Raw genomic sequence first — 17,939 nt, 5'->3', positions numbered from 1 at the left:
AACCGGATCCGCAGCAGGGGCAGAGATGGACAGCCATCAGGACCCTCACGCCGCACCGGTACTGAACAATGCAGTACCGGTACGGCACCCCGGCCGCTGGATCAGCGCCATCATCATCGTCGGCTTCCTGCTTGCCTTCCTGCAGAGCCTGTTCACGAACCCCAACTTCCGCTGGGACGTCGTCGGCACCTACATCCTGGACACCAAGGTGGTCCAGGGCGTCGTCTGGACCCTGTTCCTGACATTTGCGTCCATGGTCCTGGCCATCGTCCTGGCCATCCTCCTGGCGTTCATGCGGCAGTCCGACAACCCGGTGTTCCGCTGGTCCAGCTGGACCTGGGTCTGGTTCTTCCGCGGCACCCCGATCTACACCCAGCTGCTGTTCTGGGGGCTCGCCACAGTTCTCTATCCGACGATCGTCCTCGGAATCCCGTTTGGTCCTGCAACCTTCACCTGGGTGACCTCGGACCCCACGCACGGCCTGATCCCGGCCATCCTGGGCCTGGGCCTGAATGAGTCCGCGTATCTCGCAGAGATTTTCCGGGCCGGCCTGAAGTCCGTGGACCAGGGCCAAAGTGAGGCCGCCGAGGCCCTGGGCATGACGAAGGGCAAGATCATGCGGCGGATCATCCTGCCGCAGGCCATGCGCGTCATCGTGCCGCCCACCGGCAACGAGACAATCGGCATGCTGAAGACCACGTCGCTGGTCCTGGCGGTGCCGTTCACACTGGACCTGACCTTCGCGACCAACGCCCTGGCCAACCGGATTTACCTTCCCATTCCGCTCCTGATTGTCGCCGCCTTCTGGTACCTCGTCATCACCAGCATCCTGATGGTGGGCCAGCACTTCATTGAGGCGCACTACGGCAAGGGCGTGGACAACCGGGTTCCGGCAGCGATCAACCCCGCCGCCGCCAAGGCGTCCGCAGCCGTGGCCCCCAGCGCCGGGGCCGAGCCGGACCTCAAGATGGACTTCCCCGAGGAGGAGGCGAAATGACGATCACCACAGAGCAGCCCCTGGTCAAGATCGAGGGCCTTCACAAGTACTACGGCACACACCACGTGCTGCGCGGCATCGACCTGACCGTCAACCAGGGCGAGGTGTCGGTTGTGATCGGCCCGTCCGGTTCCGGCAAGTCCACCATGCTCCGCTGCGTGAACCTGCTCGAGACCATCAGTGCCGGGCGCATTTCCGTGGGCGGCGACCTGATCGGCTACCGCGAGGTCAAGGGCAGGCTCCATGACCTCAAGACCAAGGAAATCGCCGCCCAGCGCCGCGAGATCGGCATGGTCTTCCAGCGCTTCAACCTGTTCCCGCACAAGACCGCGCTGCAGAACATCATGGAAGCCCCGGTCCAGGTCAAGGGCCAGTCAAAGGCCGTCGCCCGCAAACGCGCCCTGGAGCTGCTGGACCGGGTGGGGCTCGGCGACCGCGCCGGACACTACCCGTCCCAGCTCTCCGGCGGCCAGCAGCAGCGCGTCGCGATTGCCCGGGCCCTGGCCATGGACCCCGAGCTCATGCTGTTCGATGAGCCCACGTCCGCGCTCGACCCTGAGCTCGTGGGCGATGTCCTGAACGTGATGAAGGACCTCGCCAAGTCGGGTATGACCATGATCGTGGTGACCCACGAGATCGGCTTTGCCCGGGAGGTCGGCGACCGCCTGACCTTCATGGACGGCGGCATCGTCGTGGAGTCGGGCGACCCGCGGGAGGTCCTGGCCAATCCCCAGCACCCCCGCACCAAGGAGTTCCTCAGCCGCGTGCTGTAGTTCCGGATTTCCGCACCGATTTAGGGCAGCCGCTACGTGGATCCACGTAGCGGCTGCCCTTTTTCGTAGCGGAAACGTGCGCTACGTCTGCGGGAGGCCCTCCACTGCCGTGGCCACCGCGGCCCGGATGGCGCGGTGCAGTTCCCCGAGCCGGTGCCGGTCCGTGCGCACCTCGATGATGCTGCGGCCCTCCGGCGGGCCGGACAGCGCCTCGGCGAGTTCCGCCGTCGTGCCGACCAGGCGGTGCGGGACGCCGTATGCCGCGGCCAGCGCGGCGAGGTCCACCCGCTGCGGGGTGGCGAAGAGGCGTTCGACGGCGTCGCCGTAGCGCCCCGCCGCGGCGACGGTGCCGTGCTCCAGGAGCCCGAAGATGGCACCGCCGGCGTCATTGAGCACCACGATCCGCAGCTGCGGTTCGGCCTCGCCGGCGCCGAGCAGGAGTCCCCCGGCGTCGTGCAGGAACGTCACATCCCCCATGAGCACGGTGGTTTCCTGGCCGCCGCCAAGCGCGATCCCGGTGGCGGTGGACGTGGTGCCGTCGATCCCGGCCAGGCCCCGGTTGGCGAACATGGTGGCCTGGGGTTCCGCGGGCGGCGCCCCGGCGAGGTCGACGTCGCGGATCCCGTTCGAGGAGCCCAGGACCAGCTGCCCGCGGGCATGTTTCCAGACTTCGGCGCCCACCGACGGGCCGGTCGCGGCCGGGGATGCGGCCAGGATCAGGTCCACGGCATGCTGCGCGGCGGCTCCTGCCAGCAGCCAGGCATCGAGCCAGGCGGCAGCTCCGCGGCCGGCGAAGTCCGCCAGGTCCGCCAGGGTTTCCAGCGGCAGTTCGGTGCGGCGGCCGGGTTCGTACCAGGCCACCGGAACCGGCTGGTACAGGGCCGACGGGACATCGGCCCGCTCCAGCAGCGCGCTCACCGGCCGGGAGAGCGTCGGCCGGCCGAAGAGGACCACGCGTTCGATCGGCTGTGCCGCGTCCGCGCCGAAGTGCTCGATCAGCAGCCGGTAGGGGCCCACCGCGTTGGGGCCGAAGCGGGCGTTGGAAGACGGCTCGGCCAGCAGCGGCAGGCCGTGCGCGCGGGCGAAAGCCTCCGCGACCGGGCCGGCGTCGTGCCCGGCCAGCACCACGGTGCGCCGTTCCGGCAGCGCCGTCGACGCGGCCGGAAAGTCCAGGGCCAGGGGGTTCCGGGCGGCCCGGTAGATGCCGCCTCCGGCGGCCGCGGGCAGCCCGTCGCCCACGGCCGGGACCAGTGGGTCGCGGAAGGCGAGGTTCAGCTGCACCGGCCCGGGCGGGGCGTCCTCGAAAGCTCCGGTGGCGGCACTGAGGGCCGTTTCGACGGCGCGCTGCGGATCGCTGCCCGCGGGCACGTCGACGGCGAAGCGGACGTGGTCGCCAAAGAGGTCCAGTTGCACGGTGGTCTGGTTGGCGCCGGTCCCCCGCAGCTCCTCGGGCCGGTCGGCGGAGATGACCACGAGCGGCACCGCGGCGTGGTTGGCCTCCATGACGGCCGGGAGGAGGTTGCCGACGGCGGTCCCGGACGTGGTCAGGACGGCGGCGGGCGCACCGGCGGACAGGGCCAGGCCCAGGGCGGTGAAGCCGGCGGACCTTTCGTCGATCCGGACCAGCAGCTCCACCCGTCCGGCGGCTTCGGCCTCGGCCAGGGCGTAGGCCATGGGCGCCGAGCGCGATCCCGGGGACACCACCACCTGGCGCACACCGGCGGCGAGCAACGTGCCGACGGCGATGCGCGCAGCCTCCACCGCGGTCAGGCCGCCAGGAGCGGATGAGCCGGCAGCGGAATCCGCCGGACTCACATGTTCTCCGGCGTTTCGATGCCCAGCAGTTCCAGGCCGCCGGAGAGGCGGCGCAGAGCCAGCGCGCACAGGGCCAGCCGCGAGTCCCTGACGGATTCCTCGGCCTTGAGCACAGGGCACTGGTCGTAGAACGTAGTGAAGAGCTGTGCGAGCTCAAAGAGGTAGCCGCAGAGCCGGTGCGGCTCCAGCGCGTCCCGCACCTTGTTCAGCGTTGCGTCGAACTCCAGCAGGTGCAGGGCCAGCGCGCGTTCTGCGGGTTCGACGACGGCGATCGCCGTGGCGGGGCCGCCGGATGCTTCGGCTGCCGGAGTGCCGGCCGCCGGAGTTCCCGCGGCGCCGGCTGACGGCGAGCCGCCGTCGCCGGTGATTTCTTCCAGTACCCCGGCTTTGCGCAGGATGGAGCGGATCCGCGCCGCTGCGTACTGCACGTAGGGTCCGGTGTTGCCGCTGAGGGCGAGCATGCGGTCGAAGTCGAAGACATACTCGGTGTCGTGGCCGGTGGATAGGTCGGCGTACTTGACGGCGCCGATGCCTACCTGGCGGGCGGTCACGGCCCGCTCCGCCTCGCTGAGCTCGGGCCGGCTCGCGTCAATGACGGCGCGGGCACGGTCCACGGCCTCTTCGAGCAGGGCCATGAGCTTCACCGGGGCGCCGGAACGGGATTTGAGGATCTTTCCGTCCTCGCCGAGCACGTTGCCGATCTGCACGTGCACGGCCTCGACCGTCTCCGGAAGCCAGCCGGCGTCCCTGGCCGTGGCCATGACCATGCGCAGGTGGACGTTCTGCGGGGCGCCCACGACGTAGAGGATCCGGTTGGCCGCCAGGTCGCGGACCCGGTAGCGGATGGTGGCGAGGTCCGTGGTGCCGTAGCCGTAGCCGCCGTCGGACTTGCGGATAATCAGCGGCAGCGGCTGCCCGTCGCGGCCGGTAAATCCTGCGGGGAAGGTGCACAGGGCGCCGTCGCTGATCCGGGCCAGGCCGCGTTCCTCGAGTTCCTGGCACAGCTGTGCCAGATGCGCGTCGTAGGAGCTTTCACCGGCGATGTGGTCATCGGTAAGGCTGATGCCGAGGGTTGAGTAGATGGCGTTGAAGTAGCGCTTGGACTGGGCGACCAGCCGCTGCCAGACGGCGAAGGTCTCCTGGTCGCCGCCCTGCAGGGCAACGACGCGGAGCCGGGCCCGGGTGGCGAAGCCGTCCTCGTCGGTGGCGGAGGCATCGAACTTGGCCCGGGCGGCCTGGTAGAACGCGCTGGGGTCCTCCACCAGCAGCGCCGCCTCCGGGGAGTCCTCGCCGATCTCCAGCCAGTGTTCGATCAGCATCCCGAACGGGGTGCCCCAGTCACCGATATGGTTCTGCCGGATCACGGTGTCGCCGAGGGCTTCGAGCACCTTGACGAGGCTGTCCCCCACCACGGTGGTGCGCAGGTGGCCGACGTGCATTTCCTTGGCGACGTTCGGGGAGGAATAGTCGACGACGACGCGCTGCGGTGTCGCGGCGGGCGTGACAGCCGTGGCCGGGGACGCGGCCTGGACCGACTCCGCATTGAGCAGCTCCTCGATCCAGGTGCCGTCAAAGCTCAGGTTGATGAAGCCGGGCCCCGAGATTTCCACACTGGTGCAGATGCCGTCCAGGTTCAGGGCGTCCACGATCCTGGCGGCGGCGTCCCGCGGCGGCAGACCGGCCTTTTTGGCCAGGGCCATGGCGGCGTTGATCTGGATGTCGGCGAACTGGGAGGGCCTGACCACCGGATCCGTCTGCCGGAACTCTTCGCCAAACGCGGTGGCAATTGCAGCCTGGACTCTGGGGACAACCAATTCGGCCGGATTATTCACAGTCCCAAATTATCAGTTCGGCAAAAACCCGACGCTCCCTCACGTCCCGCCGGCAAAAACCCGACGCTCCCTCACGTCCCGCCGCCAAAAACCCGACGCTCCCTCACGTCCCGCCGCCAAAGTAAGGGAAGTGAGGGAGCGTGGGAAGGAAACCTGCCAAACGTGAGGGAGCGTGGCGGGAGGAACCTAGCCGCCGGTGCGGAACACCTGGACCACGGACGGACGCGGGGCGCGCACCTGGCCGGGCTTCGGTGTGGCGCCGGCCGCGACGTAGTCAGGGAAGTACGAGTGCTGTTCGGCGAAGGTGCCTTCCTCGCCCGGGTGCTGAACGGCAACAAAGACGGTTCGCTCCTCGTCGTGGATGACCGGGCCGCAGGTCTCGGCGTCGCGCGGGACGGCGAGGAACTGCTCCACCCTGCCGCGTTCGGCACCGTCCAGGGTCACTTTGAAGAGCCCGTCGGCGTAGCCGATGCTGGAGGGCGCGCCGTCGGTGGAGATCCACAGGTTGCCCACGGAATCGAAGGCCACATTGTCCGGGCAGGAGATCGGTGAGACCTGGCTGGCAGGGAACCCGGCGAAGTAGGTGGCGGAGTTCTTGGCCGGATCGCCGCAGACCATCAGCAGGTTCCAGCCAAACGTTGTGGAGCCCTGGTCCCCGGTCTCGGTGATTTCGACGATGTGGCCGTCGCGGTTGAGGGTACGGGGGTTGACCTCGGTTGCACCTTCCTTGCCGGGCTTGCCGCGGTCCGCGTTGTTGGTGCAGACCACGTAGACCTTGCCGGTGTGCGGGCTGGGCTGGACGTCCTCGCAGCGGTCCATCTTGGTGGGGCCCACCTTGTCGGCGGCGAGGCGGGTGTACACCAGTACCTCTTCCACGGACATCCCGGCCACCTTGGACTGTCCGCCCACCACGAGGGGCAGCCAAACACCGGCGCCGTCGAAGGCGCCGTCGGCCGGAAGCTTGCCCGCTCCGTCGAACCCGTCGGCCGGGGAATTGCCGGTGAACTTCGCGACGTACAGGTCGCCTTCCGAGAGCAGCGTGAGGTTGTTCCTGCGGTCCTCCGCCGTCTTTCCGGGCCGGTACGTGCCGGCCGAAACGAACTTGTACAGGTAGTCGAAGCGCTCGTCGTCGCCCATGTAGGCCACCACGTGACCGGACTTGGCGACGATCACGTTGGCGCCCTCGTGCTTGAAGCGGCCCATCGCGGAGTGCTTGCGGGGCGTGGAGGAGGGATCGAAGGGATCCACTTCCACGATCCAGCCGAAGCGGTTGGCCTCGTTCTGATATCCGGGGTTGCGGGTGTCGAAGCGCGGGTCATCGAGTTCCCACTGGCGGGCGGTGGGCTTGCTGGTCAGGCCGTAACGCTTGTCGGCGTCGGAGGTTCCGGGCGCGGCGAAGTAGCCGTTGAAGTTTTCCTCGCCGGAGAGGATCGTGCCCCACGGGGTGGTGCCGCCGGAGCAGTTTCCCAGGGTGCCCTGGATGGCCCGGCCGGAGGGGTCGGCGGCGGTCTTCAGCAGCGGGGACCCGGCGGCGGGGCCGTCGAGCTCGTAGGTGGTGTCGGTCAGGAAACGGCGGTTCAGCCCGGCGCCCCGGACGTAGCTCCAGGGCTTGTTCTTGTTCGCACGCTCCAACTCGACCACCGTGAGGCCGTGGGCCGCACGGCCGATCGCGCGGGCCTCGGCGGCGTCGAATCCGGCCGGCAGCATGATGGACTCGTTGGTGTATTCATGGTTGGTGAAGAGCACGGCCCGGCGGTCCTTGGAGCTATCGATCGGCAGGATGTCGGTGTAGTCGTTGTTGTAGCCGAACTGGCGGGCCTGCGCCGCCGCGCTCTGGTGGTCCAGGTCGAAGGCCGGCGAGTCGTTGAAGAGCGGGTCGCCCCAGCGGATGACCGGCTGCCAGGTGAACCCGGCCGGGACGGTCAGCTTGTCCACGCTGGCGTCCACCGGAGCGATGGCGGTGAACTGCAGCTTGGATTTTCCAAACCCGTCCTTGGCGGCAGCGGCGAGGCCCGGGCCGCCGTCGGCCACTGCCTTATCAGCGGACGTCACGGCGTTGCCGAGGACGACGGCGAGCGCGCCGGCGGCGCCGAAGCCCAGGGCGGCGCGGCGGGACATGGTGGCGGAGGCGATGTCCCGGAAGTAGCTGTTGGTGCTGGTGTTGCAGACCTCGCCCGAGCAGGCGTTGTCGCACTTCAGCGCACAGGTGACAGGGCTTCGCTTGCCTTTGGTGTGGCCGAGCATGGGGAGCAGGGAAAATTTGCGTCCGGAGGTGACAGACATGGAGAGACCTTCCATGGGGTGAGTTGCGGTCGCGCCCACCCTTCCAGCCGCTGGCTACCGAGAGGCGTCTGTCAGATGAAGTCCCGGTGAATGCTTCGCCGTGCCGCCGAACCCATCGGTTGCTCCGTAATCGCCATTTTCGAGGTCCTGAAGGGCCGTTACGGAGCAGTCGATGCGGCCAGTACGGCATGCACCCGCCGCAGCCGGTCCAGCCACCAGTCCCGGCGTTCCGGCGAGGCGGCGTGTTCGGCCATCAGCTCGGGTGCCGGGCGGACGTCGCGCAGGGCGATCGCGCCGTCGTCGGGTACCAGCGGATCGTGAGTGACATCGGCGGCGAGCAGGGAAACCGTGCCCAGGCCGCAGGCATACGGCAGCTCGGGCAGGGCGGCGGCCAGGGCCAGTCCGGCCCGGATCCCCACCGAGGTGTCCAGCGCCGAACTCACGACGGCGGGCAGCCCGGCCTGCGCCACGATCCGCAGGGCACGCCGCACGCCCCCGAGCGGGGCCACCTTGACCACGATCAGGTCCGCGGCGCCGGCCCGCGCCACTTTGAGGGGGTCGTCCTCCTTGCGCACGCTCTCATCCGCGGCGATCAGCACGGGGACGCCGGCGGCCCGGAGCAGCCGCCTGACCTCGGCGAGGCCTGCGATCTCGGGCACGGGCTGTTCGGCATATTCGAGCCCGACGGCGGCGAGCCGGGTCAGTGCCGCAACGGCCTCCGGCACGTCCCAGCCGCCGTTCGCGTCCACCCGGATCACGGCGTCCGGCAGCGCCGCCCGGACGGCCGCCACCCGGGCGGCGTCGTCGTCCAGGCTCTGGCCGCGCTCCGCGACCTTGACTTTGACCGCGTCCACCCGGCCGAAGCGGGCCAGGATATCGGGCACCCGGTGCGCCGGCACGGCAGGAACCGTGGCGTTGACCGGGATGCTGTCCCGCAGGGGCTCCGGGAACCCTTCCCAGCCGGCCTCGATGGCGGCCGTAAGCCAGCGGGAGGCCTCGGGGTCGCCGTATTCGGGAAAGGGACAGAATTCGCCCCAGCCCAGCGGCCCCCGGAGCAGCAGGGCCTCGCGCTGCAGGATGCCCCGGAACTTCACGCGCATCGGCAGGCTCACAACGTGGGCACCGGCCAGGAGTTCATCAAGGCCGGGCAGGGGCGCGGCGGGACGTGCCGGGGGGTCCATGGGGAGGGCAGGCATGGAGCCACTGTACTGGGAATGCACTGCGGGGAATGCACTGGGAGAAATGTACAGCGGAGCTTTCCCGGACACCGGTCGGGGACGCAGGGCGCGGGAACGCGGCACCGGGAGCCGGATATGGACCTTGATTGGGCCGGCGTCGACTGGGGGTGAGTCCCTGGTCCAGGAAACTCGTCTCCGCCGGCCCCGCTCAAGGAGCGCCGTGCCGGGGACAAGCCGCGCCAGCACACACCCGACTCTACAAATCCCGGCCCGGCGGCGCACCAGTAGTAAGTACTCGTTTATTGACGGGCACTACCCTCCGCGCCGCGCGCCGGCCCTTCAGCTGGCGCGCAGGGTTCTATGGGACTCTTAATGGCATGACTTTTCGGCAGGAACGCACCCCTTGGGACCCGTCTGCCCCGGTCTATGAAACAGAGGCCCAGAGAACCCAGGCCCGGGAGATCCCGGCCCAGGAAACACAAGTCCTCCCGGCGAGTGCGCCCGAGACGCCAGAGCGCAGCACGCGGGACCGCACAACACCGGATCCGCAGGCGCGGTGGTCCCCCGGCAAGGCCACGGCAGCCTTGTTCGTGCTGGCCACGGTTGCCTGCGTGGCCGCGCTGGCCGTCACCTATGTCTTCTTTGTCCGTACCACCACGGGCCAGTTCATTGACGAATCGGCCCTCGTGGAAGCCGTGGCGCTCAGCGGGACCGCGGGCAAGGCCGCCACCAAGCTGTTGGACTGGCTGCCGGCGCTCTCCGTGGTGATCGCGTCGGTTGTGGTCGTGTTCGTCACCATCTTGCGGCGCCGCTGGTCTGCGGCGGTGATTGCGATTGCGGCGTGTGTGGGCGCCAACCTTGCCACCCAGATCCTGAAGGACTGGCTTCCGGTCCGGCCGTACCGCGGGGTTGAGACGCTGGAGCTGAATTCGCTGCCCTCGGGCCACACCACCATGGCGGCCTCGGCCGCCGCCGCCGTGTTCCTCATGGTTTCGCCGCGCTGGCGGCCGCTGGCCGGCTATCTGGGCGGCAGCTTCGCCGTCGCCACGGGCGTGTCCACGCTGATCAACCAGTGGCACCGGCCCGCCGATGTGATGGCGGCCTTCCTGGTGGTCGGGGCTTTCATGATCCCGGCCGGCTGGCTGATCATCCGCCGGGGCCCGGGCTGGAACGTCTGGAACGGCTACAACGAACACTGGGCCTCGGCCAGGGTATGGGTGGCGCTTCCCGTCCTCACCGGTCTCGCCGCGGCCGGGGTGGCGGCCGTCGCCTTACTGAGCATCGGCCCGGGCGGCCAGGAGGTCAGCACATCCAGCTACTTTTGGGCCGGCACGTCCCTGATCGTCATTGCCGGCTACCTCGCAACGGTGGCCGGCGTGTGGCTGTTCGGCCTGGCCGCCCGGCAGCCGGACCCACGACGGCGGGACAGGCCCCTGCACCAGGAACGCTAGCGCGGCGCACGTAGGCCCGGGAACAACAGCGCGCCCGTGCCCACGCAGATCCTGCGATAGCTACTTGAGACGTGCGCAGATGTCCACGGCTTTGCCTCCGCTGGAGTCCACGGAGAGCACGTTCACGGTCGCCGGCGAGTCAATGGTGAGCTTTAACTGTCCGGTGTACTGGAAGGCCCCGGCCCCGGGCGCATCTGTCGGAAAGAAGATAAACCCAAAGTGGCCTGCGGCGCTGAACGTCCAAGTTTTTCCGTCCGGATTTTGGGTGAATTTGGCCACTGTTCCGGCCGTGTTTACCCTGTACGTCTTCCCGTTGCTCAAGTTGGTATAGGTCAGTATGACTCCCTTGCCAACCTGAAAGAAGTTGCCGTTCTTGAAGTCAATCCGTGTAATCTTTCCGCCGGTGCCGGAGACGCCCAGATCAAAGCCGCACGCTAGGTCGGCCGGAACAACAAAATCCGGCGGGTTGGGCGGACGTGTGACAGTTGCACCCGCGGGCGAAGCAGCAAATAGCAGAGCCGCTGTTGCGGCCAGGGGCGCGAACCAGCGGGACTGTTTTCCTAACATGAGCATCTCCTCATTTTTTTGCGTCGAAACGCATCACCCATCCGGGCGGAGACCATGCGCTGCAAATAATCACGGGCGGACCCTGACTGCGGCACTCGTGCCGCCCACGAAGGGCCGGTCTCGATGCACCGGCGCGCTTCCCCGACCTTACTGAGCCCACGCAGGCGTCGCCCGAGTAGTCGCTACCTGATAATCACTGCCTGCTTGGGCGCCGGCGCCCAAGCAGGTCAGTAGTTCCGGCGGTGCTTGAGCCGCGGAATGGTCACGGCGAACACGGCCGCGGCGGCGAAGCCGATCACACCGGTCGCGGCCACGCCGGCCCCCAGGGACACGGCGGCGGTGACGGCGGAGAGCAGCACGGGCCCGCCCGTCGCGCCGGCGTCGGCCATGAAGCGCCAGATGCCGAGGAACTGGCCGCGGCCGTTGTCCGGCGAAAAGTCGGCCCCGAGCGTCATGTTCAGGCCCGAGCTGATCCCGTTGCCGAAGCCGATCAGGAGTGCCGCCAGCATGAGCGAGACGAAGCCCGTGCTGAGCGGAATCAGCACCATGGCCGTCCCCATGATCAGTGTGGACGGCACGGCCACCCATTGCCGGCCCTTGCGGTCCATCAGCTTTCCCGCCGGATAGAACACCAGCATGTCGATCGCCCCGGAGATCCCGTAGATCAGCGAGGCCTGGGTGGGGTCCAGGCCCAGATGATCGGCCCACAGCGGGATGGCCACCTGGCGCGAGGCGCGCAGCCCGCTCAGCAGCAGCACCCCGGCCCCCACGCTCAGGAAGACGCCGGCGTGGGAAACGGCGACGCTGCGCAAGGTGGGCTGTTGCACCGGAACGCCGTCGGCCGGTTGCGGCTTCGCCACGAGGTCGGGGATGGTGACCGACACGGCCGCCGCGGCGGCCATCGCCACGACGCCGGCCCAGTAGGCCCCGCTGATGCCGGCAAACTGCATCACGGCGGCGCCAACGAACGGGCCGATGAAGATCCCGATCCGGTTGACGCCGCCGAGGGTGGACAGGGCCCGGGCCCGGAGCATGACCGGCACGGCCTCGGTCAGGTATTTCTGCCGGGCCAGGCTGAATACGCTGGCGGCCATGCCGACCACCACCATAGCCGCCGCCAGCACCCAGAGACCTCCGGAAAACAGCGGAGCGACCGCCGCCGCGGCGAGAGCGAACGCGCTGGCGGCCGCGGCCCCCACAATCGCCCAGCGTTCCCCGAATCTCAGGGTGATCAGTGACGCCGGCAGGTTGAAGAACCACGATCCGAGGCCGATCAGCGTCACAATCAGCGCGGCCCCGGCCACGGAGGCGCCGAGATCACGGGCGGACAGGGCGACCACGGGCAGGATCGCGCCCTCCCCCAGGCTGAACATGAGGGCCGGCCCGAACGCGGGAACGGCGATGCTGCGGAGGCTGAAGGGCGCGAGGCGTGTGGTGGTCATCCCCTTCATCCTAGGCACCCGCCGCGGCCGTCCCTGCCCTAAGCGTCGAAGTGGGTGCGGACTTCCTCGCTGGTGAGGTGCCGGAGCACGTCCTCGGCGACTTCCCGGAGCTTTTGGTTCCGGTTGCTGGAGACCCTGGTGAGGATGGCCATGGCCTGGTCCTGGGAGCAGCGGTTCTGGGCCATGATCACGCCGCACGCCAGATCGATGGAAGTGCGGTGTTCCATGGCCGCCTGGAGATCTTCGGCCCGGGATTGGAAGGTTCCGAGCCGCACGGCCAGCCGGAGGGCGCGGCCGGCGAGGTCGGCGAATCCGGCCGCCTCCGCAATGATGTCGTCCGTGAACAGCCCGGTGTCCGCCCCGAAGAAGTTCAGGGCCGCGGCGGCGTCGTCGCCGATTTCCAGCGGAACGCCCAGCGTGCTGCGGCACCCGTTGGCGGCAAGTTGCCGCTGGTAGTCGGGCCAGCGGGGATCGGCGTCGACATCCGCCAGCAGGACCACGGACCTGGTCCGCAGCGCCTCGATGCAGGGGCCGTCGCCGAGGGTCTGTTCGATGCGGTCCAGGGTGACCGCCCGCGGGCTGCTGCCCGCGACCGTCATGGTGCGCTTGCGGCGCTGCAGGGTCACGCCGCACTCAATCTCGGCGCCGGTCGTGCGGCTCAGCGTGGCGGCCGAGAACTCCGCAAGGCGGCCCAGGAAGTCCTCGACGTTGTCGGTCCCCAAAAGCAGGTCCTGGAGGTGGCGGGCGGCGTCGACCCCGAGTGAGTTGTTGGCCATGCTCAAATGTACCGCGGAGGTCGGCACGGGTCGCGCTTAGACGTATCCGTCGACGATTGCCGCGGCGATCTCCCGGTACGCGCGCCGCGTTTCGGGGCGAAGCACATCAAGGGTGACGAGGTCGCCGTCGGCCACTCCGCGGTCGTGCGGAACCGCGATCAACTGGCGGCAGATGCCGGACAGGTGTTCTTCGATGGCGTCCTTGTCCACCCGGGTGGACACCTCGTCCTTGTCGGTGATGACCACGACGGCGTTGCGGGCCAGGTCTTCGTAGCCGTGGCTGGCCAGCCAGTGAAGCGTGCTGCGGGCCCGCTTGGCGCCGCTGACGGCATAGCCGGCCGCGATGATCAGGTTGTCCGCGGACTGCAGGATGCCGCTCATGGCATTGTGGGTCACGCCCGTGCCGCAGTCGATCAGCGCCACGGAGTAGTAGGCGGAGATGAGCTTGCGGATCCGCAGGTATTCCTCGGCCGTCAGCGAATCTGAGACCTCGGGGTCCTGCTCGCCGGCAATGAGGTGGAGCCTGCCGGCGTGGTGCATGTAGCGGGCCAGGGCGGTGAGGGAATCGACTGACTCGATGTTCCTGAGCAGGTCCGTGATGGTGCGCGGGCTCTGCTGCTGGTAGATCCCCTCGCCGAGGGCGCGCTCGACGAGATCGCCGGAATCGGGGTTGGCGTCGATGGCGCACGGAGGATCGCCGCGGAACTCGGCCAGGGTCAGTCCGACGCCGACCGTCGTGGAGGTCTTCCCGATGCCGCCCTTGAGGCTCAGGACGGCCGTGTTGTAGCTGCCCTGGAGCTGCCGGGAGATGCGCCGGGCCAGTTCGTCTTCCTCACGCTGCCTGGCGCTCGGGCCAAGGTTCAGGCCGCCGCCGGTCAGGTTGTAGAGGGCACCGCGGAAACCGCCGACGGGCCGGGGCTTCTGCTCGCGGACAAAAAGACCCGGTGAGCTGATGAAGTCGGGCAGCGGGGCGTCGGCCAGGGCCGCGGCTTTGCTGGCCGAACGGGTGGAACGGGTGGGCTGGGCGGGCACGGCAGGTGCGGCCTCGGGGGCAGGCGGCTTCAGCACGGGATCCTTGGACGGTTTGGCAGGCTGCGGGCGCGCCGGCGCGTCAGCGGCAGCGGCGGCCTCCGCCCAGGAACTGCTGGGGGCTGTTGGGCGCTGTTCGGCCTGGTTGCTCGAAATGATGGGCATGGTTCCTGTCCAGGCGTCGGAGTCGTCGCCGCGGCGGCGGTCTCTCCGACGCGGGAGTTGGGCCTGCTCTGCAGCTGTTTCAGCTTCAGCGAGGGCGTTGGCGGTCTTGTTTTCGACCGGTTCTGGCATGTTCGTTCCCCCCAGGGATCACAGCGCAGACCGCTGCAGTGCTCGATTGACATCGTTCAAGGAACAAGTCTAGGGGCAGTAATGAGCACACTTACCATTACCGCCATTTTCTCGGCCCTAGCGGTGGGCCCGCGTGTCCTGCAGGCGCTTGATGAACCAGCGCGACTGTTCGGGGCCGTACGGCAGGATCGGGATGGCCTTGGTGGCGTCGTCCGGGGTTTCCCGGGTGGCCTGGATCGCCTGCCGGACCGCGGTGGTCATGGTGTTGGCCATGGTCTTGACGAACTGGTCCGAGCACGGTTCGCCGTGGCCGGGAATCAGGAATTCGTAGCGGTGCCGCAGCGCGGAGAGGTGCCGGAGGGCGTCGGCCCAGTCTTCCGGGAATGAGTCCTCGAAGGACGGGTGGGAACCCTGTTCGACGAGGTCGCCGGCGAAGAGGGTGCTTGCCGTGCCGACCAGGAGGTCGCCGTCGGTGTGTCCGCGGCCCAGATAGAACAAGGTGGCGGTCTGCCCGCCAAGATCCACCAGGACCGGCTGGTCCTTCACGATGGCGTTGGGAACCACCAACTCAGCGTCAGAGCCCTGACCGGCCGCCATTTCGGGTTCCGCGGAGGCCACCAGCCGGCGCTGCTCGTCACCGTTCTCCTCGATTTCCGCGGCGCAGTTCTCGTGAGCCCAGAACTCCGTGACGCCCTCACTGGCGAAGACTGCGTTGCCGAAGAAGTGGTCATAGTGGGCGTGCGTGTTGACCACGACGAGCGGCAGCCCAGTCTTTTCCCGCACGGCAGCCAGGATCTCGCGGCCCTGCCGGGGCCCGCCGCCGGTGTCGATCACCATGGCGCGTTCGGTGCCGACCACCAGACCCGTGTTGAGCAGGGAACCTTGAGTTGTCAGTACGTAGTTGTCCGGACCGACCTCGAGCCATCGTGACATTGAATCTCCGTATTTCCGACGCTTTTCCGGCATTGTTGGTCCAGCGTTGTTGGTGCTGTACAGGCCTCGATTCTACCCGCGCTGGCTGGCATTTCCCTTCAGGGCATGCCCGTCCCGTCCCTGTGGCGGGTATGCCCGGACCCCTCGTCGTGGCCCGCGCGGCGGTGTAGCCTGTGGGCTACTTCCCTCGATGAGCCAAGTGCTCCACCGAACGAATGGGGGTGGCTCCCGTTGAAATCCGGCACGTCCCTGGAGCGGATGGTGTTCTTCAGCGATGCCGTCTTCGCCATAGCCCTGACCCTCCTGGCCCTGGACCTGAAACTGCCTGAAGGAATTCCCGCGGACCAGGTGGACGACGCCTTGGTTGCTGCCCTGCCGCAGCTGCTGGCGTACGCCCTGTCCTTTGTCATCATCGCCAAGACGTGGATGTCCCACCACTCCGACTTTGCCCTCATCCGCCGCTTCAATGCGAACCTGGCCTGGCTGAATCTTGCCCTCTTGTTCTTCATAGCCATGCTGCCCGGTCCGACGTCGATCCTCAGCGACTACGGGGACGACCCCACCCCGTGGCCGAGCGTCCTGTACGCCGCCAACATTGCCGCTGTCTATTTGATGCTGGCGGCCATCTGGGGCTATGCGAAGCATGCGGGGCTCATGGACCGCGAGATGGCCGCCCACGTCCACCGCCGGATCTTTTATGCGCGGATTGCCGTGGCGCTGGTCTTCCTGCTCTCAATTCCCGCGGCGTTCGTCCTCAAGGCCTACACGCCGTTCGCGTGGCTGCTGCTCCTGCCGGCGTCGTGGCTGGCACGGTGGCTTTCGGCGCGGCAGGGGACGGCAGGGGCCGCCGGGGCCGCACAAGAGTGATTGCGCGGCCCCTGTCCCCTCAATCGGGATGCAGATCCCCGGTTAAGCCTCACATGTCCGCGAGTGCCGACCCCGGGTTCTCGATCGCGTCCGCGACGTAGCGCAGGAAGCCGCCGGCCGCTCCGCCGTCGCACACCCGGTGGTCGAACGTGAGCGTCAGCTCGGTGACCTTGCGGACGGCGAGCTCGCCGTTGACCACCCAGGGCTTGTCGATGATCCGCCCGACGCCGAGGATCCCCACCTCGGGGTGGTTGATGATCGCGGCGGAACCGTCAACCCCGAACACGCCGTAGTTGTTCAGCGTGAACGTGCCGCTGCCCAGTTCCGCCGGGGTCGCTTTGCCCTCGCGCACGACGGCGGTGAGGCGGCGGATTTCGGCGTCCAGTTCGCGGGCGCTGAGCTTGTCCGCGTTCCGCACCGACGGCACCATCAGTCCGCGGTCGGTCTGTGCCGCGAACCCGAGGTTGACGCCGTCGAAGGCCACAATCTCCTGCATCGCCCCACCCGCGGCATCCTCGGTGGTCACGATCCGGGTGTTGAGCTCCGGGAACTTCTTGAGCCCGGCAGTGACAAACCGTGCGATGAAGGCCAGCAGGCCCGGGGTGTTGTGCGGGTCCGCCTTTTTCAGCGCGGCACGCATCTCCACCAGCGCAGTGGCGTCCACGTCCACCCACACCGTGGCTTCCGGGATCTCGGAGCGGCTGCGCGACATGTTCGCCGCGACGGCCTTCCGCACTCCCCGGACCGCCGTGCGTCCGGAAATGCCCAGCCCGGTGCGCGCGTCGGTGCCGGAACCCGCGGCAGGCGCGGCCGGCGCGGCAGACTCCGCAGCAGCCGGACGCTCAACCACCGGCGACGGCTTGATGACGGCCTCGACATCGCGCCGCATGATGAGCCCGCTGGCCCCCGAGCCGTGGAGTTCCCCCAAATCAACCCCATGGTCGCGCGCCATCCGGCGAACCAGCGGAGAAATAACGGCCCCCAGTTTCCCGGGAACCCGGGTGCGCAGCAGCACCAGGTCATCGGCAGCCTTCTCCTCAGCCGAAACCCCGGAAACCGGCTCGGCCAACGCAGCCCGCTTAGGAGCCCGGGTCCGCCGGGCAACCCCATGCCCGCCCGGAGTCCCATAACCAATCAGGACATTGCCGGACCCGGCCTTCTCCTCCTCGCGATAAGCCTCAGCCGCAACAGCAGCAGCAGCAGCAGCAGCAGGCGAGTCAGCAACAACGGCCGGCGCCTTACCCGCAGACCCAGCCGACGCAGGCGATGCCGCCACGGGAGTGGCATCGGGCCTGTCGGAGCCGGACGGCATGCTGCTTGCAGCAATGCCGTCCGGCGAAGGGGCGGGGGCGGCATCGCCTGTGGCGGCGCCACCAGCGGCATCATCCGTGCCGGCCCCACCGGGGGCGGCATTGCCTGTGGCGGCGCCACCAGCGGAAACGGAGGAAACAGCAACACCAACCGGCATCACAGAGATCAGCGGCTTGCCGACGTCGAGCGTCTGGCCGGGTTCGCCGTGCAGCACGGCCACGGTGCCGGCGTACGGGGAGGGCACCTCCACCATGGACTTGGCGGTCTCCACCTCGGCGATCGGCTGGTCCACGCGGATCTCGTCGCCCACGGCCACGAGCCAGTTCACGAGCTCGGCTTCGGTGAGGCCTTCACCCAGGTCCGGCAGGAGGAATACTTTCGGTTCGCTCAT

General features: G+C 68.5%; 14 protein-coding genes. 4 read left to right on the top strand and 10 right to left on the bottom strand.

Annotated features, from left to right (window positions below; all coding sequences use genetic code 11):
- Positions 1-25: 25 nt before the first annotated feature.
- Both AC1DFR_RS05660 and AC1DFR_RS05655 read left to right on the top strand, forming a co-directional pair.
- On the top strand, positions 26-997 hold the full coding sequence (locus AC1DFR_RS05660) for an amino acid ABC transporter permease (RefSeq protein ID WP_476851222.1): 972 nt from the start codon (positions 26-28) through the stop codon (positions 995-997).
- Positions 994-1,770, top strand: a complete 777-nt coding sequence (locus AC1DFR_RS05655; RefSeq protein ID WP_028276658.1) for an amino acid ABC transporter ATP-binding protein — start codon at positions 994-996, stop codon at positions 1,768-1,770. The genes AC1DFR_RS05660 and AC1DFR_RS05655 overlap by 4 nt, the downstream gene beginning before the upstream one ends.
- An 81-nt stretch (positions 1,771-1,851) precedes the next feature.
- Here AC1DFR_RS05655 and menD read toward each other — a convergent pair whose 3' ends face one another.
- The 4 genes from menD to AC1DFR_RS05635 form a co-directional block, all read right to left on the bottom strand.
- Positions 1,852-3,585, bottom strand: coding sequence for a 2-succinyl-5-enolpyruvyl-6-hydroxy-3-cyclohexene-1-carboxylic-acid synthase (gene menD / locus AC1DFR_RS05650; RefSeq protein WP_476872934.1), 1,734 nt, complete (start codon positions 3,583-3,585; stop codon positions 1,852-1,854).
- Entirely contained in the window at positions 3,582-5,417 is a 1,836-nt protein-coding gene (gene argS / locus AC1DFR_RS05645) for an arginine--tRNA ligase (protein ID WP_476872933.1), read from the bottom strand. Before argS ends, menD begins: the two co-directional genes overlap by 4 nt.
- 186 nt (positions 5,418-5,603) lie before the next feature.
- On the bottom strand, positions 5,604-7,700 hold the full coding sequence (locus AC1DFR_RS05640) for a PhoX family protein (protein ID WP_476872932.1): 2,097 nt from the start codon (positions 7,698-7,700) through the stop codon (positions 5,604-5,606).
- Positions 7,701-7,858: 158 nt separating this feature from the next.
- Entirely contained in the window at positions 7,859-8,896 is a 1,038-nt protein-coding gene (locus AC1DFR_RS05635; protein ID WP_476872931.1) for an o-succinylbenzoate synthase, read from the bottom strand.
- 359 nt (positions 8,897-9,255) lie between these two features.
- On the opposite strand from AC1DFR_RS05635, the gene AC1DFR_RS05630 reads away from it, so the two are divergent.
- The gene (locus AC1DFR_RS05630) at positions 9,256-10,329 is read left to right on the top strand and encodes a phosphatase PAP2 family protein (RefSeq protein ID WP_476872930.1); all 1,074 of its coding nucleotides are present in this window, start codon (positions 9,256-9,258) and stop codon (positions 10,327-10,329) included.
- A 60-nt stretch (positions 10,330-10,389) separates the two neighbouring features.
- Here AC1DFR_RS05630 and AC1DFR_RS05625 read toward each other — a convergent pair whose 3' ends face one another.
- The 5 genes from AC1DFR_RS05625 to AC1DFR_RS05605 form a co-directional block, all read right to left on the bottom strand.
- On the bottom strand, positions 10,390-10,896 hold the full coding sequence (locus AC1DFR_RS05625) for a hypothetical protein (RefSeq protein WP_476855601.1): 507 nt from the start codon (positions 10,894-10,896) through the stop codon (positions 10,390-10,392).
- 227 nt (positions 10,897-11,123) lie between these two features.
- A complete protein-coding gene (locus AC1DFR_RS05620) occupies positions 11,124-12,338 on the bottom strand; it encodes an MFS transporter (RefSeq protein ID WP_476872929.1) in 1,215 nt (404 codons plus the stop codon).
- A gap of 38 nt (positions 12,339-12,376) precedes the next feature.
- A complete protein-coding gene (locus AC1DFR_RS05615; RefSeq protein ID WP_476855599.1) occupies positions 12,377-13,114 on the bottom strand; it encodes a GAF and ANTAR domain-containing protein in 738 nt (245 codons plus the stop codon).
- A gap of 36 nt (positions 13,115-13,150) precedes the next feature.
- A complete protein-coding gene (locus tag AC1DFR_RS05610) occupies positions 13,151-14,437 on the bottom strand; it encodes a MinD/ParA family ATP-binding protein (RefSeq protein ID WP_476855598.1) in 1,287 nt (428 codons plus the stop codon).
- A 117-nt stretch (positions 14,438-14,554) separates the two neighbouring features.
- On the bottom strand, positions 14,555-15,370 hold the full coding sequence (locus AC1DFR_RS05605) for an MBL fold metallo-hydrolase (RefSeq protein ID WP_459385497.1): 816 nt from the start codon (positions 15,368-15,370) through the stop codon (positions 14,555-14,557).
- Positions 15,371-15,601: 231 nt separating this feature from the next.
- Between AC1DFR_RS05605 and AC1DFR_RS05600 the strand changes: the two genes are divergently transcribed.
- Entirely contained in the window at positions 15,602-16,237 is a 636-nt protein-coding gene (locus tag AC1DFR_RS05600) for a TMEM175 family protein (protein WP_476872928.1), read from the top strand.
- A gap of 49 nt (positions 16,238-16,286) precedes the next feature.
- Here AC1DFR_RS05600 and AC1DFR_RS05595 read toward each other — a convergent pair whose 3' ends face one another.
- On the bottom strand, positions 16,287-17,939 hold the full coding sequence (locus tag AC1DFR_RS05595; RefSeq protein ID WP_476872927.1) for a dihydrolipoamide acetyltransferase family protein: 1,653 nt from the start codon (positions 17,937-17,939) through the stop codon (positions 16,287-16,289).

This window comes from Arthrobacter sp. 05T410 (assembly GCF_056396505.1).
The sequence above is the reverse complement of the archived record's forward strand: the minus strand, read 5'-3'. Positions and strand labels throughout refer to the sequence as shown.